29 protein-coding genes, 1 tRNA gene and 1 pseudogene are annotated in these 25316 nt (G+C 66.6%); 16 read left to right on the top strand and 15 right to left on the bottom strand.

The genetic code is table 11. The features are described 5' to 3' along the window. Positions 1–191 (bottom strand): annotated as a pseudogene (locus QOI01_RS09660) (LapA family protein); the annotation flags it as partial. 191 nt (positions 192–382) lie between these two features. Here QOI01_RS09660 and QOI01_RS09655 point away from each other — a divergent pair. The 5 genes from QOI01_RS09655 (at position 383) to QOI01_RS09635 (ending at position 4561) form a co-directional block, all read left to right on the top strand. Then, complete coding sequence (locus tag QOI01_RS09655; RefSeq protein WP_526380279.1) at positions 383–1300, top strand: ABC transporter substrate-binding protein; 918 nt, start codon at positions 383–385, stop codon at positions 1298–1300. Positions 1301–1401: 101 nt separating this feature from the next. Further along, positions 1402–2511 (top strand): ABC transporter ATP-binding protein, encoded by a 1110-nt coding sequence (locus tag QOI01_RS09650; RefSeq protein ID WP_526380275.1) that lies wholly within the window; start codon positions 1402–1404, stop codon positions 2509–2511. Positions 2512–2514: 3 nt separating this feature from the next. Beyond that, a complete protein-coding gene (locus QOI01_RS09645) occupies positions 2515–3174 on the top strand; it encodes an ABC transporter permease (protein WP_526380273.1) in 660 nt (219 codons plus the stop codon). Further along, positions 3171–3956 (top strand): ABC transporter permease, encoded by a 786-nt coding sequence (locus QOI01_RS09640; RefSeq protein ID WP_526380271.1) that lies wholly within the window; start codon positions 3171–3173, stop codon positions 3954–3956. Before QOI01_RS09645 ends, QOI01_RS09640 begins: the two co-directional genes overlap by 4 nt. Beyond that, positions 3953–4561 (top strand): putative glycolipid-binding domain-containing protein, encoded by a 609-nt coding sequence (locus QOI01_RS09635; RefSeq protein WP_526380269.1) that lies wholly within the window; start codon positions 3953–3955, stop codon positions 4559–4561. Before QOI01_RS09640 ends, QOI01_RS09635 begins: the two co-directional genes overlap by 4 nt. Here the strand turns inward: QOI01_RS09635 and QOI01_RS09630 are convergent. After that, positions 4524–5468: a prephenate dehydrogenase gene (locus QOI01_RS09630; RefSeq protein WP_526380277.1), complete on the bottom strand. Its 945-nt coding sequence runs from the start codon at positions 5466–5468 to the stop codon at positions 4524–4526. The two genes, QOI01_RS09635 and QOI01_RS09630, sit on opposite strands and share 38 nt — an antisense overlap. 105 nt (positions 5469–5573) lie before the next feature. Between QOI01_RS09630 and QOI01_RS09625 the strand changes: the two genes are divergently transcribed. From QOI01_RS09625 to QOI01_RS09615, 3 genes are all read left to right on the top strand, one after another. Next, the gene (locus tag QOI01_RS09625) at positions 5574–6092 is read left to right on the top strand and encodes a tRNA adenosine deaminase-associated protein (protein WP_526380267.1); all 519 of its coding nucleotides are present in this window, start codon (positions 5574–5576) and stop codon (positions 6090–6092) included. Beyond that, entirely contained in the window at positions 6089–6538 is a 450-nt protein-coding gene (locus QOI01_RS09620; RefSeq protein WP_526380265.1) for a nucleoside deaminase, read from the top strand. The genes QOI01_RS09625 and QOI01_RS09620 overlap by 4 nt, the downstream gene beginning before the upstream one ends. Positions 6539–6658: 120 nt before the next feature. Then, a tRNA-Ser gene (locus QOI01_RS09615) sits at positions 6659–6749 on the top strand. Positions 6750–6802: 53 nt separating this feature from the next. On the opposite strand, the gene QOI01_RS09610 is transcribed toward QOI01_RS09615, so the two are convergent. The 5 genes from QOI01_RS09610 to QOI01_RS09590 all read right to left on the bottom strand — a co-directional run bounded on the left by QOI01_RS09610 (position 6803) and on the right by QOI01_RS09590 (position 11682). Then, complete coding sequence (locus QOI01_RS09610) at positions 6803–8230, bottom strand: hypothetical protein (protein WP_526380263.1); 1428 nt, start codon at positions 8228–8230, stop codon at positions 6803–6805. 154 nt (positions 8231–8384) lie between these two features. Next, positions 8385–9689, bottom strand: a complete 1305-nt coding sequence (locus QOI01_RS09605) for a H(+)/Cl(-) exchange transporter ClcA (protein ID WP_526380261.1) — start codon at positions 9687–9689, stop codon at positions 8385–8387. A gap of 30 nt (positions 9690–9719) precedes the next feature. After that, positions 9720–10091, bottom strand: a complete 372-nt coding sequence (locus QOI01_RS09600) for a thiocyanate hydrolase (protein WP_526380259.1) — start codon at positions 10089–10091, stop codon at positions 9720–9722. Next, positions 10088–10789 (bottom strand): thiocyanate hydrolase subunit gamma, encoded by a 702-nt coding sequence (gene scnC, locus QOI01_RS09595; protein ID WP_526380257.1) that lies wholly within the window; start codon positions 10787–10789, stop codon positions 10088–10090. Before scnC ends, QOI01_RS09600 begins: the two co-directional genes overlap by 4 nt. 50 nt (positions 10790–10839) lie before the next feature. Continuing rightward, a complete protein-coding gene (locus QOI01_RS09590; protein ID WP_526380255.1) occupies positions 10840–11682 on the bottom strand; it encodes an SH3-like domain-containing protein in 843 nt (280 codons plus the stop codon). Between the two features lie 353 nt (positions 11683–12035). On the opposite strand from QOI01_RS09590, the gene QOI01_RS09585 reads away from it, so the two are divergent. From QOI01_RS09585 to QOI01_RS09570, 4 genes are all read left to right on the top strand, one after another. Next, positions 12036–12257, top strand: coding sequence for a CbtB domain-containing protein (locus tag QOI01_RS09585; protein WP_526380253.1), 222 nt, complete (start codon positions 12036–12038; stop codon positions 12255–12257). A gap of 65 nt (positions 12258–12322) precedes the next feature. Next, positions 12323–12733, top strand: coding sequence for an MmpS family transport accessory protein (locus QOI01_RS09580; protein WP_526380251.1), 411 nt, complete (start codon positions 12323–12325; stop codon positions 12731–12733). Positions 12734–13026: 293 nt separating this feature from the next. Next, complete coding sequence (locus QOI01_RS09575) at positions 13027–13941, top strand: alpha/beta fold hydrolase (RefSeq protein ID WP_526380249.1); 915 nt, start codon at positions 13027–13029, stop codon at positions 13939–13941. Beyond that, positions 13901–14758 carry a DUF1206 domain-containing protein gene (locus QOI01_RS09570; RefSeq protein WP_526380247.1) on the top strand — a complete coding sequence of 286 codons (858 nt, stop codon included), beginning with the start codon at positions 13901–13903 and terminating at the stop codon, positions 14756–14758. The genes QOI01_RS09575 and QOI01_RS09570 overlap by 41 nt, the downstream gene beginning before the upstream one ends. Positions 14759–14791: 33 nt before the next feature. Here QOI01_RS09570 and QOI01_RS09565 read toward each other — a convergent pair whose 3' ends face one another. Beyond that, positions 14792–14938, bottom strand: a complete 147-nt coding sequence (locus QOI01_RS09565) for an ANTAR domain-containing protein (protein ID WP_526380246.1) — start codon at positions 14936–14938, stop codon at positions 14792–14794. 133 nt (positions 14939–15071) lie between these two features. Between QOI01_RS09565 and QOI01_RS09560 the strand changes: the two genes are divergently transcribed. After that, positions 15072–16583 (top strand): FAD-dependent oxidoreductase, encoded by a 1512-nt coding sequence (locus QOI01_RS09560; RefSeq protein WP_526380244.1) that lies wholly within the window; start codon positions 15072–15074, stop codon positions 16581–16583. Here QOI01_RS09560 and QOI01_RS09555 read toward each other — a convergent pair. The 3 genes from QOI01_RS09555 to QOI01_RS09545 are packed head-to-tail and all read right to left on the bottom strand — an operon-like array spanning position 16573 to position 18913. Beyond that, positions 16573–17754: a zinc-dependent alcohol dehydrogenase gene (locus QOI01_RS09555; protein WP_526380242.1), complete on the bottom strand. Its 1182-nt coding sequence runs from the start codon at positions 17752–17754 to the stop codon at positions 16573–16575. The two genes, QOI01_RS09560 and QOI01_RS09555, sit on opposite strands and share 11 nt — an antisense overlap. Beyond that, positions 17751–18221: an SRPBCC family protein gene (locus QOI01_RS09550; RefSeq protein ID WP_526380240.1), complete on the bottom strand. Its 471-nt coding sequence runs from the start codon at positions 18219–18221 to the stop codon at positions 17751–17753. Before QOI01_RS09550 ends, QOI01_RS09555 begins: the two co-directional genes overlap by 4 nt. Before the next feature lie 17 nt (positions 18222–18238). Continuing rightward, a complete protein-coding gene (locus QOI01_RS09545) occupies positions 18239–18913 on the bottom strand; it encodes a hypothetical protein (protein ID WP_526380238.1) in 675 nt (224 codons plus the stop codon). A 231-nt stretch (positions 18914–19144) separates the two neighbouring features. Between QOI01_RS09545 and QOI01_RS09540 the strand changes: the two genes are divergently transcribed. Then, complete coding sequence (locus QOI01_RS09540) at positions 19145–20542, top strand: NAD-dependent succinate-semialdehyde dehydrogenase (protein ID WP_526380236.1); 1398 nt, start codon at positions 19145–19147, stop codon at positions 20540–20542. On the opposite strand, the gene QOI01_RS09535 is transcribed toward QOI01_RS09540, so the two are convergent. Next, positions 20527–21489, bottom strand: a complete 963-nt coding sequence (locus QOI01_RS09535) for a DNA polymerase domain-containing protein (RefSeq protein WP_526380234.1) — start codon at positions 21487–21489, stop codon at positions 20527–20529. The genes QOI01_RS09540 and QOI01_RS09535 overlap by 16 nt on opposite strands. Positions 21490–21577: 88 nt before the next feature. On the opposite strand from QOI01_RS09535, the gene QOI01_RS09530 reads away from it, so the two are divergent. After that, positions 21578–21952: a DUF1622 domain-containing protein gene (locus tag QOI01_RS09530; protein WP_526380232.1), complete on the top strand. Its 375-nt coding sequence runs from the start codon at positions 21578–21580 to the stop codon at positions 21950–21952. Here the strand turns inward: QOI01_RS09530 and QOI01_RS09525 are convergent. Beyond that, positions 21949–22752, bottom strand: a complete 804-nt coding sequence (locus QOI01_RS09525) for an SDR family oxidoreductase (protein WP_526380230.1) — start codon at positions 22750–22752, stop codon at positions 21949–21951. The two genes, QOI01_RS09530 and QOI01_RS09525, sit on opposite strands and share 4 nt — an antisense overlap. Positions 22753–22871: 119 nt before the next feature. Here QOI01_RS09525 and QOI01_RS09520 point away from each other — a divergent pair, with 119 nt between their 5' ends. Beyond that, entirely contained in the window at positions 22872–24113 is a 1242-nt protein-coding gene (locus QOI01_RS09520; RefSeq protein WP_526380228.1) for a thiolase family protein, read from the top strand. Here the strand turns inward: QOI01_RS09520 and hadC are convergent. Continuing rightward, complete coding sequence (gene hadC / locus QOI01_RS09515) at positions 24110–24580, bottom strand: (3R)-hydroxyacyl-ACP dehydratase subunit HadC (protein ID WP_526380226.1); 471 nt, start codon at positions 24578–24580, stop codon at positions 24110–24112. The two genes, QOI01_RS09520 and hadC, sit on opposite strands and share 4 nt — an antisense overlap. Before the next feature lie 49 nt (positions 24581–24629). Then, a partial coding sequence (locus tag QOI01_RS09510; RefSeq protein WP_526380224.1) for a beta-ketoacyl-[acyl-carrier-protein] synthase family protein occupies positions 24630–25316 on the bottom strand: 687 nt, incomplete at its 5' end.

Genomic DNA, 25316 nt, shown 5'->3' with positions numbered 1-25316 from the left:
AGCACGAGAAGGACCAGGAAGCCGACGATGAGTGCCGACCACAGGGCCGCGGCCCTGGTGAAGTGCACTGCGTTCTCTGGCGGCGGGGTCTTGATCGACGCGGCGTCGACCGCGGGAACCTCGCCGGGAATCGGATCCAGGGGGCCGGGCGCGCCCTGATCGACGGGCGGGAACTGTGGGTCGGTGCTCATGGGCTCATCCTTGCCCCTTTTGCATCGGAATGAAACCAGCGGTACCGGGTGGTCACGCACGCGTCACCGTGCGCTCATCCCGAGCTAAACCCGAGCGATCCGACGGCAAGCTGGTTAGGGTCGCACGAGGCAGGTGACGCCGAAAGGACGTTCTGGTGAATCCCGTACGACGATCCACGCGCAGAAGCACTCTGGCCGTCGTGGCCACGGTCCTGGCTCTGGTGACGGCCGCTTGCGGCAGCTCGAACCCGCTGGGCGGTGGTGAGGTATCAGGTGATCTGAAGTCGATCGCGGTCGGGTCGGCGGACTTCACCGAGTCCAAGATCATCGCCGAGATCTACGCGCAAGCGTTGGAGGCCAACGGATTCGACATCCGAAGGCAGTTCGGCATCGGCAGTCGCGAGACCTACGTGCCTGCGGTCAAGGATCACTCGATCGATCTGATACCGGAGTACACCGGAAACCTCTTGCAGTACTTCGACAAGAACACCAAGGCCACCGATCCGGAGGCGGTGGAGCTGGCGCTGTATCGCGCGTTGCCCGGTGATCTGTCGATCCTCACCCCGTCGCCCGCCAACGACCAGGACACCGTCGCGGTCACGAAGGCGACCGCCGAGAAGTGGAACCTCAAGACCATCGCCGACCTCGCCGCCCACTCCCCCGAGGTCAAGTTCGGTGGGCCGTCTGAGTTCCAGAGCCGCGCCGAGGGGTTGCCGGGCCTGAAGGCGAAGTACGGGTTGGACATCACGCCAGCGAACTTCGTCTCGATCAGTGACGGCGGCGGCCCTGCCACGGTGCGCGCGCTCGTCGACGGCACGGTGACGGCCGCGGACATCTTCAGCACGTCGCAGGCGATCCCGCAGAACGACTTGGTCGTCCTTCAAGATCCGAAGAACAACTTCCTGGCCGCCAACGTCGTTCCGCTGGTGGCCTCGCAGAAGATGTCGGATCAACTCAAGACGGTGCTCGACGCCGTGTCCGCGAAGCTCACCACGGAGGCGCTCATCGAGATGAACACCGCGACGTCGGGCAACAGCGGCATCGACCCGGACCAGGCGGCGCGTAAGTGGGTACAGGACAACGGGTTCGACAAGCCCCTGCAAGGGTGACGATGAGCGCTTGCGCGAAGAGTAGAGGGTGACGATGAGCGCTTGCGCGAAGAGTAGAGGGTGACGATGAACGCTTGCGCGAAGAGCAGAGAGCAGAACCGATGATCAAGTTCGACGGCGTCACCAAGAGATATCCGGACGGCACCGTCGCCGTCGATGACCTGACACTGGAGGTGCCCGAGGGCACCCTCGCGGTGTTCGTCGGCCCGTCGGGCTGCGGCAAGACGACGTCGATGCGGATGATCAACCGGATGATCGACCCCACGTCGGGCACCTTGACCGTCGACGGCAAGGACGTCACACGAGTCGACGCGGTAAAACTGCGGCTGGGCATCGGCTATGTCATCCAGAGCGCCGGGCTGATGCCCCACCTGAAGGTGGTCGACAACGTCGCGACGGTGCCGGTGTTGATGGGCGAGTCCCGTCGCAACGCGCGCAAGGCCGCGCTTGGCGTCATGGAGCGGGTCGGTCTCGACCTGAAGCTGGCCGACCGTTACCCGGCACAGCTCTCCGGTGGTCAGCAGCAGCGCGTCGGCGTGGCGCGGGCGCTGGCCGCCGATCCACCGATCCTGCTCATGGACGAGCCGTTCAGTGCAGTGGACCCGGTGGTCCGCGAGGATCTCCAGACCGAGATCCTGCGGCTGCAAAGCGAATTGCGCAAGACCATCGTATTCGTCACCCACGACATCGACGAGGCCGTCAAGCTCGGCGACAAGGTCGCGGTGTTCGGCAAGGGCGGAAAGCTGCTGCAGTACGCAGATCCCGCATTCGTGTTGTCCAACCCCGCCAACGAGCTCGTCTCGGGATTCGTCGGCAACGACCGCGGTTACCGCGGCCTGCAGTTCTTCCAGGCGACCGGACTGCCGTTGCACGACGTCCGCAGCGTCGTCGAAACCGACGTCGGCGCCCTCGAGCTCAAATCGGGTGAATGGGCGCTGGTGACGAAGGCGGACGGTAGGCCCGTCGCGTGGATCAACGGCGATGGCGTCGACGTTCACCGCAAGGGCAGCTCGCTCTACGACAGCACGGTGGGTGGCGGCTCCTTCTTCTCGCCCCATGGCACGCTGCGGCTGGCTCTGGATGCCGCACTGTCCTCGCCGAGCGGGTTGGGTGTCGCGGTCGGCGAAGACGGCCAACTGCTCGGTGGCGTGAAGGCCGACGACGTGCTGGACGCACTCCAGAAGCAGCGCCGTGTGCCGGAGGTGGGGTAGGTCGTGCGCTACCTGTTCACCCACCTCGGAGGGGCATGGGACCTGACGCTGATCCACCTGTGGTTGTCGCTGTTGCCGCTGGTGCTCGGGCTGTTGATCGCGGTACCCCTGGGCGCTCTGGTGCATCGCACCACGGTGCTGCGGCGGTTCACCACCGTGGTGGCGAGCATCATCTTCACCATCCCGTCGCTGGCCCTGTTCGTGGTGCTCCCGCTTATCATCCCGACCCGGATCCTCGACCAGGCCAACGTCATCGTGGCCCTGACGCTGTACACGGTGGCGCTGCTGGTCCGCGCGGTACCCGAGGCGCTCGATGCCGTACCGCCCGCGGTGCTCGACGCCGCCACTGCGATCGGCTACAAACCGCTCACGCGGGTCGTGAAAGTCGAACTGCCGCTGGCGATTCCGGTACTCATCGCCAGTCTCCGCGTCGTCGCCGTCACCAATATCTCGATGGTGTCGGTCGGTTCGGTGATCGGCATCGGCGGGCTGGGCACCTGGTTCACCGAGGGGTATCAGGCCGACAAGAGCGACCAGATCATCGCGGGCATCGTCGCGATCTTCGTGCTCGCCATCGTCGTGGACACCCTGATCATGTTCGCGGGCAAGCTCGCGACGCCGTGGGTGAAGACAGACCGCCGAGCAAAGGCAGGCGCCCGATGAACTTTCTGCAGCAGGCGCTGACCTACATCTTCACCGCGGCCAACTGGGGCGGACCTGCCGGACTGACCGTGCGAATACTCGAACACCTGCAGTACACCGCCGTCGCGCTGGTCTTCTCGGCGCTCATCGCGATCCCGATCGGCATGATCATCGGGCACACCGGCCGCGGGACGTTCCTGGTCGTCGGCGGGGTGAACGCACTGCGGGCACTGCCGACGCTCGGCGTGCTGCTGCTCGGCGTCCTGCTGTGGGGCCTCGGTCTGGTGCCGCCGACGGTCGCGCTGATGCTGCTGGGCATCCCACCCATGCTGGCAGGCACCTACTCGGGCATCGCCAACGTGGACCGGACCGTGGTGGACGCCGCGCGTTCGATGGGCATGACCGAGTCCAGAGTCCTGCTGCGCGTCGAGGTGCCCAACGCGCTCCCGCTGATCTTGAGCGGCGTGCGCACCGCGACGCTGCAGATCGTCGCGACCGCCACCGTGGCCGCATACGCCAGTCTCGGCGGGCTGGGGCGCTATCTGATCGACGGCATCAAGGTGCGCCAGTTCTATCTCGCACTGGTGGGCGCATTGGTGGTCACCGCATTGGCACTGATCCTCGACGCGGCACTGGCCTTCGCGGTGTGGTTGTCCGAGCCGGGCGCCGACCGCTTCAGGAAGATGCCGCAGCCGTTCCTCGGCGATGAAGTCGCGCTCGAAACCGCGTCGACATCACGATCTGACGGGCATTCCCGAGGCGGCTACGAAGCAAGGGGACCGTCGCCTACGGTAGAGGGATGAGTGAAGTAGTCCGCTCTGACTCAGAGGAGAACTGGCCGGCGATCCTGACGTGGCGCGCACACGACGTTCCTCGAATGGAGTCGGTGCGGGTGTCATTGACGGGCAACCGCATCAAGGCCTACGGCCAGATCGTGGCCGCTGCCACGCCGTCGCATCCGGCGTTCAGCGCGTCCTACGACCTGGTCACCGATGATGCCGGTGCCACCAAACGCCTGTCGCTGACCGTCAGCCTGGCAGAACGGGAGCGCCAACTCTCGATCGCCCGCGACGAAGAGAACATGTGGATGGTCCAGGACCACCAGAGTCAGACCAAGCGCGAGACGCACGACGGTGCGTTGGACGTCGACGTGATGCTCAGCCCGTTCTTCAACGCGCTGCCGATCCGGCGTACCGGGCTGTACCAGCGCAGCGACGAGATCGCTTTGCCCGTGGTCTACGTCCGGCTACCGGAACTGACGGTCGAAACCGTGGTCATCTCCTATGCGAGCGAAGGTCCGGACCCGAAGGCCGGGATCAAGCTGCGCTCGCCGGTCGCCGAGACCACCATCACCGTCGACGACGACGGATTCATCCTCGACTACCCCGGATTGGCAGAGCGGATCTGACCACCCCGCCTGCGCGTCCCGCGGCGGCCAGTTCCTGACGCCAGCCGTCCTCGCCGATGGCGGTCACGGTGATCTGCGGCCGGGAAAAGCTGTCGTAGCGCGTGCGGGCCCCGTGCCCCGATTCGACGAGGTCGGCCACCGAGCCCGTCGTCGCCAGTCCATCGCGGGCGCGGGACAGCAGACCGATGGCGCGGTCCAGTGCGGGGCGCAGCTCGTCGGAGTTCGCCTCGCACATCGCGCGAACCAGGTCGGGCGCGGTCGCGGCGACCCGGGTGCCGTCGCGGAACGAGCCCGCGGCCAGAGCGAACGCCAGAGGCACGTCGGCTGCCGTAACTGCGATCGCTTCGGCGAACAGGTGGGGCACGTGTGAGATGGCTGCGGCTGCGGCGTCGTGCTCGTCGGAACGTGCGGGGACGACGACGGCGTGGCAGTCGAGGGCCAGTTGCATGACCTCGGCCCACACTTTTGCGTTGACGTGGTCGTCGACGCTGATCACCCAGGGCGCCTCGACGAAGAGCTTCTCGTCGCCTGCCGCCCAGCCGGAGCGCGCGGTGCCCGCCATCGGGTGACCGCCGACGTATCGGTCGAGCAACCCGTGCTCCCGAACTGATTGCAGGACAGCGACTTTGACGCTCGTCACGTCGGTGAGCGGGCAGTTGGGCGCCGACTCGCGAACGTGCTCGAGCATGATCGGCAGCGCAGGCATCGGTACGGCGAGGACGATCAGTGCGTCGCTTGCGGAGGCACGCTTCAGCACCTCGCCGAGACTTGCGGTCGCGTCGAACCCGTCGAAACGCGCGGCCTCAACGCCGTCGATCGACCGGTTGTATCCGAAGACCTCACGGCCGGCGGCCTTCGCGGCCCGCATCACTGAACCGCCAATCAATCCAAGGCCTAGTACGCACACCGGAGTAGCCACCCAATAAGGTTGGCATACCGCCGCGCCGTGCGGGCTTCGGGCTTGGGCTCGATCGCTGGTCAAAGCGCGTGATCTGGGACTAGCGTTGGATTCATGGGAGCACAGCGAGCACAGGCGCAGAACCAGGCCGCAGATCTCCCCGATGGATTCGGCCTCGCAGTCGTCCGCGAAGACGGCAAGTGGCGGTGTTCGTCGTTGCGGCGCACTGCGCTGACCAGCTTGACGGCCGCCGAGACCGAACTGCGGGAACTCCGCAGCGCGGGCGCGGTCTTCGGCCTGCTCGACGTCGATGACGAGTTCTTCGTGATCGTGCGCCCCGCACCTGCGGGTACCCGCCTGTTCCTGTCCGACGCGACCGCTGCGGTCGATTACGACATCGCCAGGGAAGTGCTGGAGAAGCTCGACGCCGACCTCGACCCGGACGATCTGGAGGACGAGGACCCGTTCGAGGAGGGCGACCTCGGCGTGCTGTCGGACATCGGCCTGTCGGAGGGCGTGCTCAGCATCATCCTCTCCGACGACGACTACGCCGACGAGCAACTGTCGCGGATCGCGCAGGAGATGGGCTTCGGCGACGAGATGTCGGCGTTCCTCGACAAACTCGATCGTTGACGGACGACGACCTGATTCGCCTCGCGCTCGAGGCCGCCACTGCGGCGGGCGCTCGTGACGTGCCGATCGGTGCGGTGGTCTTCGGACGCGATGGCACCGAGCTGGCGCGTGCGGCCAATGCTCGTGAGGAACTCGCCGACCCCACCGCGCACGCCGAGATCCTGGCGCTGCGGGCGGCCGCGAGGGTGCTCGGCGAGGGCTGGCGGTTGGAGGGCGCGACGCTGGCGGTGACCGTCGAGCCGTGCACGATGTGCGCCGGTGCGCTGGTGATGGCGCGCGTCGCCCGGGTGGTTTTCGGTGCGTGGGAGCCCAAAACGGGTGCCGTCGGCTCACTCTGGGACGTCGTCCGCGACCGGCGGCTCACACACCGGCCGCAAGTGCGAGGCGGTGTGCTGGCCGAAGAGTGCGCGGCGCCGCTGCAGGAGTTCTTCGCCAGGCAGCGTTGAGGCCGGTGCACTGACCTCGCCGAGTGTGCGTCCAGGGCGGTTTTTCGGCCGAGTTTCCGCCCTAGGCGCACACTCGGCGGTGATTAGGGGCTGTGGCGGGTTCCCGGTAAGCTGCCCGACGGTGGCGTGTCCGAGCGGCCTAAGGAGCACGCCTCGAAAGCGTGTGACGGGTAACCCCCGTCCGAGGGTTCAAATCCCTCCGCCACCGCCACAACCGCCCTCCTGTTAACGCAGGCAAGGGCGGTTTTGCGGCCATGACTCGGGTCAGTTCAGCCGCAGCACGATGGCGTAGCCGTCGTGATCGCCGGTGGATACTGTCCCCTCGTTGTAGACGTTGTCCATCTTTTGGACGCCGACGAACGTCGCCTGCCCGCTGAGAATCAGCCGAAGGGCCAGCATGTCGCGGGCCAGGTCGTACGAGAGATACCGGTGCGTGAACTGGTTGTCGTAGATACCCGGCACTTCGGTGCTTGCCGCGGCGGTCCACAGATACCCCGTACCGTCCGCCGCAGCCACCGGAGCGGGTCCGAACACACGGGCGTGATCGTTGGGGAGGAAGAAGGGTAGGTCGGAATAGGCAGCCTCGGTACCGTCTCCTGGCAGTTGGTCGTACGTCGTGCCAAGCACGGTGCCGTCGAAGCCGGTGCTGTGAATCGGCTGGGCCGGGAATCCAGACCAGAACATGGCCGAGTTGAGTCTCGCCGTGGACTCCCCGGGTGTCTTCGAGTTCGGGTCGACGATGATGACGTTGACCGGCTCCCTGAGCGTCTTGTCGCCATAGATCTGTCCGCCCCAGTTCGCGACCTGCTCACCGTCGGACGTCAGCATCCACTTACCGACTCTGCCGTACGGAGTGTCGACGACGTCGCCGGGGCCCGGGGTGGTCTGGGTGGTGGTTGTCGGGCTGGTCTGATGGACGGCGTTGTTGAGCGACTGCTCGATGTCGCGGCTGATCAAGCCCAGCACGCCCAGCAGGGACTGCACCGGGGTGAGAGGAGCATCATCGGTACGCGCGCCGGTGGTGACGGCGACGGAGGTCAGTAGTTTCGAGACTGTCGTTGCGATGGGCGCAGGGTGTGGAGATACGGCGAGCTGCGGCGCCAAATCCGTTGTTGGAGGCGATGTTTGGGTGGCGTGGCGTGGCGTTGCGGCGATGTCGCGGACCACGGTACGGACCTGATCGTCGACCTGCGTGGTGACGGCGGCAAGAGGTTTGGCGACGGCGCCGGGGTCTGGAAGATTGCGCCCCACCGGGGCGCGAGCCGCCGTGGTCCCCGGGCCGCCTGCACGGATCGCGGGTGTCTTCACCCGGATACCGCCGGGGCGCGGGGTGGTGGTACGCGCGCCGCCGTTGGCGCCCAGCACCATTCGCGGCACGCGCAGCGCCGCCTTCCGCACCCCGGGTGTCCAGCTGGGGGAACCGTGGGACTGCGGGTCCTTGCCGACTGTGTCACTCGGGCCGGCCGTAACGTTCGTGTCCGGCGAGGATTGCACACTGTGCGTATCGCCTGGGGAGTCGTGCGTGGTGTCGTCGGCGCGGGCAATCCCGCCGCCTCCGGCGACGGCCGCCCCGACACCCAGCGCCACGGCCAACGCGCCGACGCGGCCGACGTATCGAGCGGCGCCCCCCGATGTCGCCACCCGCGCGGTGGCCAGTGTCCAGTGCGTGGTTGCGGCGCTGTGACGTCCCATGAGCTTCTCCGTTGTCCCCCCAAGCCGATCCCCCAAGGTCATGCCAATGAGTTCTCAGCTAATTCGTAGCGGAGTGAGTGTAAGCACACATACGCCCACCGTGAAGTAGTGGAGCCGAGAAATAGACGGGTGTGTTCATTTGCCTCGGGCAAACTCACCCGGGGGTGGGCATCCGCTCTCGGAGGCTGTCGTAGATCGGTGGGCATCTCAGTAGTTCTGCGACGAGCACCGCTGCGGCCGTGGCGGCCAGCATCGGCACCGTCACCGACGTCGTGGCCGTCATCTCGATGACGATGACCATGGCCGTCACCGGCGCCCGGACCGTAGCCCCGAAGAACGCCGCCATTCCGACGATCGCCATCGGAATCGCCAGGGACGTCTGGTCGCCCGGCCACACGGTGTCGAAGCCTCCGACGAACAGCACCCCCCACAGCGTGCCGATGGCCAGCAGTGGGGCGAACAATCCGCCGGGCACGGCCGCGGAGTACGACAGCGGACCGGCAATGAACCGCAGCGCCAGGAATCCGGCTATCGCCGACAGCGCCATGCCGCTTCCGCCGAGGAGCAGCTTATTCAACGTGTCGCCACCACCGGTCGCGAGCGGGTGAATGAACGTCACCAGCCCGATCACCGCGCCGATCACGGCAGCCTTCGCGACGGCGGGAACGCGTGGCACCCGCTTGACGTGGTCGAGGAATCCCAACACCAATCGGTTGTAGGCAACACCGAGGCATCCGGTCAGCAGTCCGAAGACGACGAACAGCGGAAGCCACGAAAGCGACGGGGAGGCAACCGGTTCGACGTGAAAGTCAGGATGGTCCCCGGTGATCAGCCGAGAGCAGCCGACGGCAGCGGCAGTCGCGAAGACCGTGGCGAGAACGGTCCTGAGCCGGAAGGACTTCGTCACCTCCTCGAGGGTGAAGAGAGCCCCTCCGATCGGTGCGTTGAACGTGACCGCCAGGCCGGCGCCCCCGACGGCGGCTTGCAGCATTCTGACTTCGGGGTCGGCCAGCCGGGCACGTCGCGCGGCCTCTGCTCCGATGGCGGCACCCATGTGCACCGTCGGTCCTTCGCGACCCAATACGAGTCCGGAGCCGATCGCCAGCACTCCGCCAATGAATTTCGCGGGCAGCAGGCGCAGCAGTGGGGGCTCGGCATCGCCAAGATGGACCGCCTCGACGTGTTGAATGCCGCTCCCTGCGGCCAGCGGTATCCACCGCACGATCAGTGCGGCGAGTGCCGCCCCGGCCGCGGCGGCGGCCATCAGTAGGAGCCAGCCCGGCCCGGGTAGCCGGTGTGCCCAGTCGGCAAGTTCGGTGCGCAACCCATCGGCCGATTCGAGGCACCAACGGAAGGCGCCGCCGACGAAGCCGATGACCACACCCGCAACGATTGCGGTAACGCTGACGAGGACGAACCCCTGCATTGAGTCGGTCGGCAGGTCCGGATCTGCCGTCATCCACGCCACCACGAGGACAACGTCATGACCTCAGGATTGCAGGCGGGCGCGGATGCTGGTGAGCCGTTCGTCGAGTTCTGCTTCGCTGATGACGCCGCGGACGAGCAGGGAGTGGGCAAGCGACACCAACTGGTTCTCGGGATAGGGCAGGTCGGAGTACAACGTCGCCGAGAGGGCGTCCTCCTCGTCGCGCCGCTCCTTGAACGTGGGGACGTCGGTGCTGCACGAGGCCTGGTCGAGAGCGTCGCACAGGCCGTCCAAGCTCGTCTTCCACGGCGGTATGGGGTTTTCGACCCCGTACTTCGCGGCCATCTTGGGCCAGACCTGATCGCGTTCGACGATCCGCTGCAGCGGTGCGATGGGCGCTCGTTGGATCGCGCCTGAATCCTCCGACGTACTCATGGATGGATGGCCGGGCGCGTGTCGGTGATGACGTTGGTCGTCACGCCCACCTTGGGCAGTGCGACACCGACCAGGGAATCACGGGTCAGGATCTCGGCCAGTTGGTCCTCGGTCCAGCTGTCCGTGCCCTCGGGGCGCATGGGCATGACCATGAATCGATGCTTCTGGTTGGAGTCCTGCACCCGCACGTCGACGTCGTCGGGCAGGTAGAGGCCGAACTCGGCAAGCACTTGCCGTGGCCAACGCACCAGGCGCCGCCGGTAATTGGGGGTGCGGTACCACTCCGGGGAATTGCCAAGGATGGGCCGCGGGTAGCACGAACACAGCGCACAGACGATCACGTTGTGCAGGGTGGGTGTGTCCTCGAGGATCTGGAACGCGGTGAAGTCGCTGGGAGTGCCGAAGCCGGTGGGCTCCATCCAGTCGACACCGACCTCTTTACTGGCCGTCATCGGTTCGGTGAGGGCGAGCGTCTTGAACTCAGGCTCCAGCCACGCACGCGCTACCAGGTGGGCGGCGGGAGTCGGGCCGATCTGCTCGGCGAACTCGGTGAAGTGGCGATGCTCCGCAGCGGTGAAGATGCCCTTTTCGATGCACAGTTCGCGCAGTGCGACTTCGAGTACTTCGAAGTCGGTGATCTCGTCCACCATGGGCGCGACCGTGCGCTCGTGGTCGTGGTCGTGGTCGTGCTCCGGCATGGCAAGCCCTTTCTGGCAGAACTGAATTGGAGGCTCGAGACAGCCTGCTGTCAACTGGCGGCTCTGAGCCAATGCTGGGGAATCTCCGTCTGCAGGGTGTCGGTGGCGGTCCCGGTGTAGCCGTGCCACAGCTCAGACATGTTGAACCGCACCACGTAGAACCATTCCGCCGGAGCATCGGGGTTGTCCCAGGTCTCGTCCTCGGCAGCCGGGCTCTCATACGCGACGGCGGAGATCTCACCCGTGGCGCCGCGCACGTACTCCGGCGTGCGGGTGTAGAACAGGACCGGCAACTCGTCGCGCACCACCACGCGATCACCGACCCCGAACGCGGCCGTGCCTGCCTTACCGGCATACACCTGGGGATCGCCCTTGCCTACCGCGTGAATGTGGTGAGCGTTGCGCTTGACCTGTGACCCGTCGCCTTCGAACTTCGGCTGGGCTTCGATCGACCTGCCGTTCAGGCCGCCGGCGTAACGTGACTTCACCTCGGCCATTCGCTCGGTGAGCTCGGTCAGCCCGATGTGGTGCTTCTCCACCAGAATTCGAGCCACGGACAACAGCCAGCGACCGTAGTAGGGGAGCCCCAGATATTCAGCGCGGCCGACGTCGACGTTGCCCATTCGGCGCCGTTCCTCCGACAGCCAGATCCCTCGCCACGCCAACACCTCGCAGATCACGTACGTCAGTTCTTCCCACGACTCGTACTGCTTCTCCTCGTACTTCATCGGCGCGTCCGGTTCGCCGCCGACGTCGTGGACGGGTTTCAGATACGCGGTAATCCGGCCGTGGTCGAGCAGATCCGGCGTCGGCGCATCGGGCAACTCGGGGTAGGAGGACTTCAATCGAGCTACGAGATCCAGTTGGGCGGCACGCTGCGCGGCGGTACTCATCGACACTCCCTTGAACTATGCGGATGAACGGCGCGAGCAGGGTTCGGGTCCGTTGCAGACCGTCGGCGCGCGCCTCGCGCGTCGACGTCACAGCACACTGCGACACGACGCAGGAGAGGGCGATCGAAGTCTCCTCAACGACTTGAAACACCTGGTGGCTCAGTGACTGTATCCAGAAAGGCACGTCATCATGGCGAAATCTGTTTGATAGTTCACACTAATTTAAATTGTCGGAAGTGCACATTCGGCGGCGGTCGATGCCGCGCGTGCCAAGACCCGAATTCGCCTTCATTCCACAGTGCGCGCTGGATATAGTCGACGATGGCATCCGCCGCGTAAGGAGAAGATGAGCGATGGCCGTACCGAGCTCACGAACTGCCCGAGAGTCCGCCCTCACGCCGGATCTCTCGGTCGTGCGCGCTGCCGCCTGGCTCAGCGGCACGGTGTTCCTCGCACTGCTGGTTCTCTATTTCGTGGGACTCGATCAGGGTGCCACCTCAATGTTCGGTAGCGACACCCACATTCACGAATTCATCCACGATGGCCGACACCTCCTGGGCTTTCCCTGCCACTAGGACCTGCCACTAGGAGCCAGGGTCGATCGGCTGACAGAGTTTGCTCGCGGTGCTCTAATTCAGGCATGGGCGTCGAATTCGTGTTACGTCAGTTGGGCAGGCTGGCCGCCGTCGTGGCGCTCGGCGGTGGACTCCTTCTGGTGACACCGGGATCGGCGTTCGCGTCGGTTCCCGTCGTCTTCGAGCTGACCGGGACCTTCGGTGACGGCGTACAGGTGTCGTACTTCGGAGCCAACGACGAGCCCGGGGTCGTCGTGGCAGGCCTGCCGTGGTCGACCGCGTACGACTACGGCGGCAGTGCGCGTTCGCCGACCTTCACCGGCATACATCCCGGCGGTGATCCGGGGTCGGTGACCTGTCGGGTGTCCATCGGCGGGCGGACGGTCGTCTCGCACACCAACAATGCTCCCAAGGCCGCCGGCACGGGCGCCTACTGCAATGTCGTCAACCTTGGCTCCGGCTACGTCGGCAACTAGAGAACTAGGGCGTCCGCCGGGGCTGCTTGGCGTCCTGCGGGCCAGGGCGGTTGTGTGGCGGGACGATTCGCGTGTTGCGCAGCGTCTTACCGTGGCCCGCGACGGTGCTGAGACCCCGGTGACAGCTCGGACATATCGGATTGCCCGCATTGTTCACCGTCCAGTTCTTGCCACTCCCTCGACAGGGTGTCCTCGAGCTCATGGGTTCATCTTCCTCCCGTTCCGCAGACGAAGGTGATCGCAGGCGACGGGACCTTCAAGGTCGGCGACCGCGCGCGGTAGATTCGCCGGTGATGGGTAGCGATACCGGTGTCGCCCGGGACGAGACGAACTCTGGCGTCGAGCCGGCCGTCTCCTCGAGTGTGCGCAGGGCGTTCGGCCTGCTGGAGCGCTTCGCGCCCGCGGTGGGCTCGCGATGGGCCGTCGAGCTCTGGTGCACGCCACCGGCCGTCGAGATGAGTCTGCGCATGCCGCCCGGCGTGTCACCGGGGGAGCCCGTGGAGGCGTTCTGGGATGGTCACCGGGTCGCAGGCGAGTCGTGGGGTGCCGGACCTGCGGTGTTCCTGGTCCACGGGTGGGGCGGTTGCCGCGCGCACCTCGCGGTGTTCGTCAAGCCGCTCGTCGAGGCCGGCCACCGGGTCATCGCCTTCGACCTGCCAAGCCACAACGAGTCCGAGACCGGCGAGATGGCGCAGGGACGAACCACGATCGTCGAGTGCGCCGAAGCGGTACGGGCGATCGTGCAAGCCCACGGGCCTGCGCATGCGGTCGTTGGACACTCGCTCGGTGCCAAGGCCGCAGCGTTGGCGGTGGCGAAGGGCGCACCGATCGAGCGGATGGTGTTCCTGGCGCCGATGGGCGACTTCGCGTTGTACCTGGACCTCTTCGCCGACCGTCACGGCTTCGGACCTCGGATCCGGGCCGGACTTGAACGCCGACTGAGCCGACGACTCGGCACCCCGCTGTTCGATACCGACATCTCCCGCGTGGCAGGCAGAATCAACGATGCGATGCCGCTTCTGGTCGTTCACGATCCCGACGACCCCGACAGTCCCTACGAGATGAGCGAGCGGATCGTCGAGGTCTGGCCCGGAGCAAGCCTGGTGACCACCCGCGGACTCGGCCGGCTCGCGCACTACCGCATCTTGCGGCATCGCCCCGCGATCAATGCCGGTGTCGAGTTCATCGTTCGCCCAGCGACCATCTGAGGCCGACGTGGTGAACTCTTCCTCCGACGTCACCCGTTTCGCGCAGAATGGCGTCTTCGAGAGACTCGCCCGCGCCGGATACGTGATGAGCGGCCTCCTGCACCTCGTCATCGGATACCTCGCCATCCGGATTGCGTTAGGCAGCGGCCGCGGTGACGCGGACCCGTCTGGAGCGCTGGCGGCCGTCGCCGGCCAACGCGGCGGCAACATCGCGCTGTGGATTGCCGCCGCCGCGTTCGGATTCATGGCTCTGTGGCGGCTCGTCGAGACGGCGCTCGGGCGTGCGACGGACCCGAAAGCACAAGGCGCACTGGCAGAGACATCGGATCGAGCGAAGGCCTTCGCGCTCGCCGTCGTGTACCTCGCGTTCGCGTACTCCGCGTTCGGATTCGCTCGGGGCGCCGGCGAGTCCTCCGCGAAGCAGAACTCGACGATGAGTGCTCGGCTGATGCAATCCGGTGCTGGCACAGTGGCTCTCATCGCCGCGGGAGTGATCATCGTCGCCGTGGGCGCCTACCACGTCTACAAGGGCGTGACCCGCGGCTTTCTCGACGATCTCAAGGGCAAGTCCGGCGATCTGGCCGTCAGGTTGGGAGTGCTTGGCTACGTGGCCAAGGGTTTGACGATCGCCGGGGCCGGGGTACTGGTGATCGTCGCGGCGAGTCGTTCCGAGCCGGACAAGGCCACCGGCCTGGACGGTGCTCTCAAGGCGCTCGGCGCCCAGCCCTATGGGGTGGTTCTCCTGGTCCTTGCAGGCATGGGCATCATCACCTACGGGTTCTACAGCTTCGTGATGGCGCGTTACACGAAGATGTAGGCGCGATAACGGCGGTGAGATGCCGCGGTCGGCTCAGACTGCCGGACGCTCGGCGCCTTGGCTCAGCCGCTGGACGAAGTCGGTGGCCACCACGTTGAGCCGGACGTTCTTGTCCTGGGATTCCTTGCGCAACATGTCGAAGGCCCGGTCGGCATCGATGCCGTGAATCGCCATCAGCATGCCATTGGCGATCGACTCGTCGACCCGGCAGCCGGTGCTGTCGATGGCGCCATTTTTCAGGTAGAGCGGTGGTCGCGCAACGATCTTGATGTCGCAGTCGTTTCGGAGGGTGATTCCCGGGTACGGGCAGCGTATGACGTCTCTGTGGCTCGCCGACCGGGTGGAAACACCGATGGCTTCGCCCGCTCCGCTTTCCGGCGAGCCATCCGCCGACGTGGTGGTGGTGGGCGCCGGTATCACCGGACTGATCACCGCGGTGCTGTTGGCCAGATCGGGCAAGGACGTACTGGTCCTCGAGGCCCGCACCATCGGCGCGGGTGCGACGGGTAACACCACCGCGAAGATCAGTCTGTTGCAGGGCACCAAGCTGTCCAAGATCGTCGCGAAGCACGGAGCCGAGTTGACCAGCCAGTATCTGGACGGCAACCGCGAAGGACAGGCCTGGGTGCTGCGGCACTGCGAGAACCACGGGATCGACGTCCAGCGCGAGGATGCCTACACCTACGCGCAGTCCGACGACGCTCTTCGCACGGCTCGGGCCGAACTCGACGCCGCAAGGTCGGCCGGACTCGACGTCGAATGGGCCGACGACGCCGACGTGCCCTTTCCGTTCAGCGGCGGCGTCCGTCTGCGCGACCAGGCCCAGTTCGATCCGATGCCGTTGTTGGACAGCCTCTTCGCCGAGCTGCAGGCGCACGGCGGCCGAGTCGCCGAGGGGGCCCGCGTGCAGCGCGTCTCCGGTCTCGGCGCGAACCTGCGTCTGAAGGTGCGGACCTCGGAGATCGACGAAATCACCGTCAGGACAGAGCAACTCGTCTTGGCGACGGGAGTGCCGATACTGGACCGTGGCGGATTCTTCGCCCGACTCAAGGCCCAGCGGTCCTACTGCATGGCCTTCGAGGTGCCGGGAGACATCACCCGGGGGATGTACATCTCCACCGACTCCCCGACCCGGTCCGTGCGCTACGCCCCCACCGCGGACGGCGAGGTGCTCATCGTCGGCGGCGCGGGCCACCCCGTCGGCCGGGAGAAGAGCCCGTCCGAAGCGCTCGACGAGCTGACGACGTGGACCATGCTGCACTACCCGGGGGCGATGAAGACGCACTTCTGGTCGGCTCAGGACTATTCACCCGCCGACGAACTGCCGTACGTGGGCGCACTCCTTCCCGGACTCGACAGCATCTGTGTGGCAACCGGTTACGACAAGTGGGGCATGTCAAACGGGCCCGCCGCCGCGCTCGCGCTCGCCAGTCGCATCCTCGGTGGCCGCATCGACTGGGCCGGCGCGTTCGCCAGCTGGAGCCCGCACGAACTGTCCGGCATCACGACGGCAGCGCAGGCCAATCTGGAGGTCGCCTTCAACCTCGCCAAGGGCTGGGTCGCCCCACTGACTGCATCCTCCGATCGCGCTCCGGAGGGGTGCGGCGTCGTCAGCGGGCCACCATGGCATCTGCAGGCGACTAGCACGGTCGACGGCGTCGAGCACGTTCTGTCCCCGGTCTGTCCGCATCTGGGCGGCATCGTCAACTGGAACGATGCCGACGAATCGTGGGAGTGTCCGCTGCACGGATCGCGGTTCGCCCCGGACGGCACACTGCTCGAGGGCCCGGCCACGAAGGACCTCAAGAAGGCCGTCAAGGCTTGAGAATGATCTTGACGGCGCCGTCCTCTTTCTTCTGGAAGATCTCGTAGCCGTGCGGCGCCTGCTCGAGAGGCATCGTGTGGGTGGCGAAGGCGTCGACGCCCAACGGGTCGTCGTCGGTCAGCAGCGGCATGATGTCGTCGACCCACTTCTTGACGTTGGCCTGCCCCATCCGTAGCTGAATCTGCTTGTCGAAGAGGGTGAGCATCGGCATCGGGTCGGCCATGCCGCCGTACACGCCGCTCAACGAGATCGTGCCGCCACGGCGCACGATGTCGATCGCCGCGTAGATGGCGTTGAGTCGGTCGACGCCTGCCTTCTGCATCATCGGCTTGGCGAGCGCGTCGGGCAGCAGACTCGTGACCTGTTGAGCGATCTTGGCGACCGGTGACCCGTGGGCTTCCATTCCGACCGCGTCGATGACCGAGTCGGTGCCGCGCCCGTCGGTGAGATCGCGGATCACGTCGCCCAGGCCGTCGTGATGATCGGCGAGATTGACCGTGCGAATGCGGCGAGCCTCGGCGCGGGCCAGGCGTTCCGGTACCAGGTCGACGGCCGTCACGTCGTAGCCGAGGTGGGCTGCGATGCGGGTCGCCATGTCCCCGATCGGACCCAGCCCGAGGACGGTCACCGAGCCGCCGTCCGGGATGTCGGCATAGGCGACGGCCTGCCAGGCCGTCGGTAGTACGTCCGAGAGGTACACGAACCGCGAATCCGGCGGTCCGTCGGGAACCTTGATGTGGGTGAACTGCGCCTGGGGCACGCGCAGGAGTTCGGCCTGACCGCCGGGGACCTCGCCGTACAGCTCGGAGTAACCGAAGAGCGCGGCACCCATGCCCTGGTCGCGGACCTGAGTGGTCTCGCACTGCGTGAACAGCTGCTGATCGCACATGTAGCAACTGCCGCAGGAGATCTGGAACGGAATGACGACCCGGTCGCCCACCGCCAAATTGGTCACCGCGGCACCGACCTCACGGACGATCCCCATCGGCTCGTGCCCGAGGATGTCGCCGGGATTCATGAACGCGCCGAGTACCTCGTAGAGATGAAGGTCCGACCCACAGATGTTGGTCGACGTGATCTCGATGATGGCATCGGTCGGCTCTTCGATCCTCGGGTCGGGGACGGTGTCGACGCGGACGTCGCGCTTGCCGTGCCAGGTCACTGCTCTCATCGGGAACTCCTCTTGTCGTCGTCTGTGAACGCGGTCGGGTCCTGCTTCTCGGCGATCATCGCCAACCGCCAGGTGCATTCGCGATTGCGTGGCGCCACGCCGAGCATCTGCACCACGTCGGGGACCCAGCGCAGCGGCGCCGAGACCGCGACCTCGGACATCTCGATGCTGCACCCGCCGGGAATGTCGCTGAGCCGCAGCGTGATCCGCGCCTGCGCCGCGGGGCGCACCTTGGCCAGCAACACCAGCTCGCTGCCGGCTTCGCAGCTCTCGACGACGGTCTCGTCGTCGATTACCGCAGGCCACGCGCCGATGGAGTGCAGGATGCGCGACCCGGGCGCGGGCCAGTCCGGACTGACCGCGCGGATCCGGCTGTTGCCCACCACCCATCCCGAGTAGCTCCAGCCGTCGGCCAGCACGTCCCACACCCGCTGCCGGGTCGCTGCCACATCTCGGGTCACCGTCATCCGTCTCGTCCCTTCGTTCAGATGGCCGGGGGGACGGCGGAGGCCATCACCTTCGGGGCCCTGTCCCAGGCGCGGTGCAGGCCCAGCGCACTGGCCAGGTTTGCGACGAAGACCTTGTCGACGTCGTCGGCCACCACGATGCCGGGACCCTTGGGGATCCGGGCGGCCTTGAGGACCGCGGCGCCGTCACCCCACGCTGCGACCGCCTTGCAGTGCCGGAACGCCTCCTGCAGCAGGACGACGAGCTTGATGTCCGCGGTAGGTGTGGTTCCCGAGGCCACCACGAGCGCATCGAACTCGATGGATCGCGTCGTCGCCAGCGTCCGGTCGACGGTGACGTTGCGCCGACCCGACTTGAGCACGCCGCCGACCGGAGCGACCACCAACGCCTTGACACCAAGGGCCGCAGTCGCCTTCACCAGTTTGGCGGTGCCCGCGAGGTCGGAACCAGCGTCGGCGATGATCCCGATCTCGCGGCCTTCGATCGGTCCCGGCTCGGCCAGGAGCTGCACGAGTGCAGGGGAGACGGTGATCTTCTTCTCCCGGAGGTGGAAGTCCTCCAGCAGCGTGGGTCCCCGGGCGCCGGCCTTCAGCGAGTGGTCGGTGTCGGGAAGTCGCAGGCCCTCGGCAGTCGTCAAGTAGGCACCGGACTGGGCTCGCGGATGGGGATCGGGGACCTGGCCGTCGGTCACACGGGTCGGACTGGCGGGTCGGGGGGCGGTCTGATCTGGTTTGCGGGCGGATGGCATGAGTACTCCTGGGGCTTCGAAAGGCTGGACGTCTCCGGTAGCTACACGGCAATCCGATCGCCGTCCTTCACCGTCCCTGTTGGCCGCATACCCCGTTTTGGTCACCGCAAGCCCGCACCCATGCGCTGGGTTCCCGGCTAGATTTGGGTTAATTCACGTCAAGGGAGATATGTCATGACCGCCACCGTCTCGGCCCAACCCACGTACCGCGTCGTCAACCCAGCCACCGGTGACGTCGGGCAGGCGTTCGACTTCGCCTCGGATGCCGAGGTCGAGTCAGCGCTCGAAGCGTCCGCGGAGGCATACCGCTCGTGGCGGGACACGCCCATCGGCGAGCGGGCGCGGATCGTAGCCCGGGTGGGAGAGCTCTTCAAGGAGCACTCCGCCCGACTCGGAGCCATCGCCACCGAGGAGATGGGCAAGCCGCTGCCCGAATCGGTGGACGAAGCCGACTTCTGCGGTGACATCTTCGACTACTTCGCGACGGAGGGTCCTGGCTTGGCCTCGGATCAGCAGATCAAGACGTTCGCCGGGGGCAAGGCCTACGTGCAGAAGCTGCCGATCGGACCGCTGCTCGGCATCATGCCGTGGAACTACCCCTTCTACCAGATCGCGCGGTTCGCGGCCCCGAACCTGGTGCTGGGCAACACCATCCTCCTCAAACACGCCGAGTCCGTGCCGAAGTCGGCGCTGGCGGTGCAGGAGATCATGGACGAGGCCGGGGTGCCGCGGGGCGTGTACCAGAACACCTTCGTGTCCTACGCGCAGGTGGAGCAGATCATCGGTGACCGCCGGGTCGTCGGCGTCTCGTTGACCGGCTCGGAGCGGGCCGGTTCGGTGGTGGCGGCGATCGCAGGCAAGAACCTCAAGAAGTGCGTGCTCGAGCTCGGCGGGTCCGACGCCTACGTGGTGCTTGACACCGACGACGTCAAGGCATCGGCAGATCTCGCGTGGGACACCAGGATCGGCAACACCGGCCAGGCGTGTAACTCCAACAAGCGCATCATCGTCACCAACGACATCTTCGAGGGCTTCGTCGACCAGCTCGTCGAACGGGCAAAGGATCTCAAACCCGGCGATCCGGCCGAGGCCGCCGACGGCACCTTCTCGCCGTTGTCGTCGCGCCGGGCCGCCGAGACACTGCACGAGCAGGTGCAGGACGCCGTCGCGAAGGGCGCGACGCTGCATACCGGGGGCGTGCTCGGCGAAGGCCCCGCGGCCTACTACTCGCCCGCAGTACTGACCGGCATCACCCCCGAGATGCGGGCCTACCGCGAGGAGCTGTTCGGTCCGGTTGCGGTGGTGTACTCGGTCGCCGACGACGACGAGGCGCTGACACTGGCCAACGACTCCGACTACGGGTTGGGCGGCGCGGTGTTCAGCACGGACACCAAGCGTGCGGAGAAGATCGCGCAGCGGCTCGAGTCGGGCATGTCGAACGTCAACACGCCGGCCAACGAAGGCCAAGAGGTGCCGTTCGGTGGTGTCAAGCGAAGCGGTTTCGGGCGCGAACTCGGACCGCTGGGGATGGACGAGTTCGCCAACAAGCGGCTGTTCTACGTCGCCGACTGACCTCTTCGAGCCCGGGCCCGGCGCTTGCCCTCGTGCATGGCGGCCACCCGGGCCACGGGAATGGTTCGACCCTGTTCGATCAGGTCGATCGGAAGACGTTGCGGCGCAGGCATCGACTCGGTCCACGAATCGCGTTCGACGATGGCGTCGAGAGCGGTGTGGACGGTGAAGTCGCCGGGTGTGACCCGGTCGAGGTCCGACCAGTCGAGCGGAAAGGACACCGGCGTGCCAGGGCGCAGTCGCGGGCTGTAGGCGGCGGCGACGGTCGCCCCACCGGACCGGGTGGAATCCACGAACACCTTGCCGCCGCGATCCTCGGTGATGAATGCAGTGGTGGCCAGTTCGGGGTCGAGCACCTCCGCGCGGGCGGCCAGCGCACGGGTCGCCGCCGCCACGTCCTCGACGGGTGCCGCGTCGTCGATCGGGACGAAGACGTGAATTCCCTTGGCGCCGCTGGTCTTCACCGCTCCGGCCAGTCCGCTGTCGGCAAGCGCTCGGCGGACCAGATGCGCGACGGCGACCACCGCCGCGAAGTCGTCGTCACCCGGTGGATCCAGGTCGAGTATCAAATGCGTTGGGCGATAGATGTTCTCGGCCAGTCCCAACGTTGGGTGGTACTCGACGGCCCGCTGATTGGCCAACCAGAGCAACGTCCGCCGGTCGTCGCACAGGGCGTAGTGCACCTCCCGCTTGGAGGCCTCCGCCCAGATGGGCACCGTGGCTACCCAGTCCGGGGTGTACTTGGGCACGTTCTTCTGCATGAACGGCGGCCGCCCTCGCAGCACACGCAAGACCGTGAGCGGGCGCCCGGCGAGTCCGGGCAACATCCGCTCCGCTACCGCATCCAGATAGTCGACCAGATCGCGCTTCGTCGCACCCGCATCCGGGGTCAGCTCCTGGTCGAGGTTGGTCAGGTCGACGCCGTTTCGCTGCTCGCTGGTGCTCACGGATACCATGCTGACACTCGTGGTCCGGCGACACGCACACGTTCGCCGCAACCGCGTCGGAGCACTGCCAGGCCGTTAGCCTCCTGTCGTGGGGTTCATCGAGAGCGTCGAACTCGTCGGCACGGTGATCGACGGTGTCGGCGTGGCGATCATCGCGATCGGTGCGGTCGTGGCGGCGGGGATCGCGCTTGGCCGGCTGTTGCGGAGATCGACTGACACGTACCGGGTCTTCCGTGAGCAGCTCGGTCGGTCTATCCTCCTCGGCCTGGAGTTCCTGGTCGCCGCCGACATCATCCGTACGGTGGCGGTCACCCCGAACGCGCGGAGTGTCGCCGTGCTGGCGGGCATCGTGGCGATCCGGACGTTCCTCAGTTTCTCCCTGGAACTCGAGATCACGGGCCGCTGGCCGTGGCAGAAGAAGTCCCGCACCGGCGATGCCGTGACCGATCCGGCTGCCGCTTAGGTCCCTGACGCCGTCGTCGCTATGCCGCCGTCGACGGGGATGACCGTCCCGGTCAGATAGGACCCCGCGCGGCTGGCCAGGAACACGGCGATGCCTGCCATGTCGTCGTCTCGCCCGATCCGTCGAAGCGGGGCCGCCGCGGCGATCGCGTCGCCGAACGCATCGAGGGTCGCCGCCATCATCTTCGACGGGAACGGTCCCGGTGCCACCGCATTCACGGTGATGTGTTGCGGTCCCAGCTCGCGGGCGAGCATTCGGGTGAGCTGATGCAGAGCGGCCTTGCTGCTCGCGTACGAGTACACGGGCAGCTGGCTGACGTGGATCGCGTCGATGCTGCCGATGTTGATGACGCGGGCGGGGTCGTCAGCGGTGCCTGCCCGACGAAGAGCGGGAAGCAACGCCTGAACTAGCCAGAACGGTGACTTGAGGTTCAGATCGATGACCTTGTCCCACGCCGAGTCGGGGAACGTCTCCAACGGCTCACCCCACGTGGCGCCCGCGTTGTTGACCAGAATGTGGAGGCCGTCGCCGTCGGCGGTGACGAGGTCCGCGAGGCGCTGACACTCGTCGTGCCTGGAGAGATCGGCGGGGATGGCCCGCACGTCGCCGAACTCGGACAGCTGGTTCTGCGCCTCGGCGCACGCATCGGCCTTGCGTGAGCTGATCAGGACGCGGGCGCCCGCCCGCAGCAGGCCGCGGGCCATCATCATCCCGATGCCCCTGGTGCCACCCGTGACGAGGGCAGATTTGCCCGTCAGATCGAAAAGGTCTGCGTGCGTGGTCGTTTGGCCGTCCGGCATGTGGTCGCCTTCCATGGTGGTTTCGGGGATGCGGCTGTCCTGTGAACGATACGGTTGACACCTCCGGGCGTTCGGGTCAGGCTATCCGAACCGATCGGTCCACGAAATGGCGGTGCGAGATGGCTGAAGCGTTCATTCTCGGCGGCGTGCGAACTCCGTTCGCGCGATACGGCAGCATGCTGTCGCATATTCGCACCGACGACCTGCTCGGAATGACCATGAAGGGCGCCTGCGAGAGAGTGGGTGTCGAGCTGGGCGCGGTCGAGGACATCGTCGCCGGCTGCGTGAACCCGGCCCACGAGGGCATGGGCGACGTCGGCCGCTGGGCCGCGCTGGCGGCGGGCTTCCCCGACAGTGTCGCGGGCGCCACGATCAACCGGTTCTGCGGTTCGTCGCTGTCCGCCACGATCAACGTCGCTCACGCCATCAAGGCCGGGGACCTCGGTGTCGGCATCGCCTGCGGCGTCGAGTCGATGTCCCGCTCGGGCTGGGCGCTGATGAAGGGGGACGCGGCCTTCAGCCCCCGCGGACCGGTCTTCATGTTGGACACCATGTGGGCGGGCGCGGGTGGCCCGCCGAACCCGGCCCTGCTGGCCCGCAACGCCTACATCGCGATGATCGAGACCGCGCAGAATGTCGCCGACCGATACGAGCTGTCCCGGGAGGAGATCGACGCGTTCGCACTGCGGTCACAACGGCACGCGAAGGCCGCGCGGGATTCCGGCAGACTCGGGAAGGAGATCATGCCGGTGACGATCCCGGCGACCCGCAAGACGCCGGAAGTCGTGTTTTCCCACGATGAGTTCATCCGCGACGACACCACGGCCGAGTCGCTGGCGAAGCTCCCAGCCCAGCCAGGCACCACTCAGATGACCGCGGCCAACTCGACACCGCTGACCGACGGCGCCAGCGCAATCGTGCTCGCGTCGGGGGAGCGGGCCTCCGAGCTCGGCGTCGAACCCCTGGCCCGCGTGGTGTCCTCGGCGGTCTACGGAATCGACCCGCTCTACATGGGATTGGCTCCCGCGTGGGCGATTCCCCTGGCGATCCGCCGCGCCGGTCTGACGCCCGAGCAGATCGACGTGTGGGAGGTGCACGAGGCGTTCAGCGCCCAGGCGCTCGGTGTCCTGCGCGAACTTCCAAATCAGTTGGGCGGCTTCGTCGTTCCCGACGACAAGCTCACGCCCAACGGGGGAGCCGTTGCCATCGGGCATCCCTTCGGTGCCACTGGAACTCGTTACGTGCTGACACTGGCCACCGAACTGCGCGAGCGCAACGCGCGCTACGGCGTCATCGGTGTCTGCATCGGGTCGGGACAGGGCGTCGCGATCGTGCTGGAGAACCCGGACGCCCGCGGTTAGAGGAAGTCGACCTTCGCGGAGTTCTCACCCCGCTGGCCCATCAACGTCGTGTACGCCTCGATCACGACGTTACCGTCGTCGTGGAAGCAGGTGTTCTTGCTCACGACGATGTCGGCGCCGAACCGCTCCTGCACCGAGACGATGTCGAAGTGGCACCACAGCCTGTCGCCCGCGATCACCGGCCTGCCGTAGACGAACTTCTGGTCGACCTGGACGATCTGCATCTCTTCGAGTCCGACGTCGACGGTCTTGAAGAAGTCCTTCTGGGCGAGTATCGCGAACAGGGTCATGAACGTGGCGGGAGCGACCAGGCCGGCATAACCGAGTTCGGCGGCGGCCTTCTCGTCCAGGCTCGCCGGGTCCTCGCACTTGATGGCAGCGGCGAACTCGCGGATCTTCTCGCGCCCGACCTCGAAGTAGTCGGGGTATTCGTGGTGCATCCCACGGATGTCGGTCTTGAGTGCCATGGATTCTGCGGTGTTCCTCTCGGGGCGGGGTTTTGGGTCGTGGGTGGGCTCAGTACTTGCCGAAGGCGATCGCGACGTTGTGTCCGCCGAATCCGAACGAGTTGCTGATCGCGTACTGGAAGTCTCCGGTCCGGGGTTCACCGGCCACGACGTCCAGGTCGACCTCGGGATCGAGGTTCTCGAGGTTGAGAGTCGGTGGGATGACGCCGTCGCGCAGCGCCAGCACGGTGAGGATGGACTCGACGGCGCCGGATGCGCCGACGGAGTGGCCCAGAGCCGATTTCGGCGCGTACACCGCCGCCGAGTTTCCGACCGCGCGGTTGATCGCCTTGGCCTCCGCCACGTCACCGATCCTGGTGGCGGTCGCATGGGCATTGACGTGGTCGATGTCATCGGGCGTCAGGCCCGCGAGCTGGATGGCGCGGGTCATCGCGTGCCCGGCGCGCTCGCCACTGGGGTCCGGCGCCACGATGTGGAATCCGTCGGAGGTGATGCCGGCGCCCATCAGCCTGCCGAGGATGTTGGCGCCGCGGGCCTTGGCGTGTTCCTCGGTCTCGATGACCATCAGCGCGCCACCCTCGCCGAACACGAAGCCGTTGCGATCCCGGTCGAAGGGGCGGCAAGCACCAGGGGGGTCGTCATTGGTCGTGGACAGCACGATGCGCATCTGGGCGAACGCTGCGATCGGCACCGCTTCGATCCTGTTCTCGACGCCACCGCAGATCGCGATGTCTGC

It is taken from the genome of Mycobacterium sp. (assembly GCF_032162605.1).
GTDB lineage: Bacteria > Actinomycetota > Actinomycetes > Mycobacteriales > Mycobacteriaceae > Mycobacterium.
The sequence above is the reverse complement of the archived record's forward strand: the minus strand, read 5'-3'. Positions and strand labels throughout refer to the sequence as shown.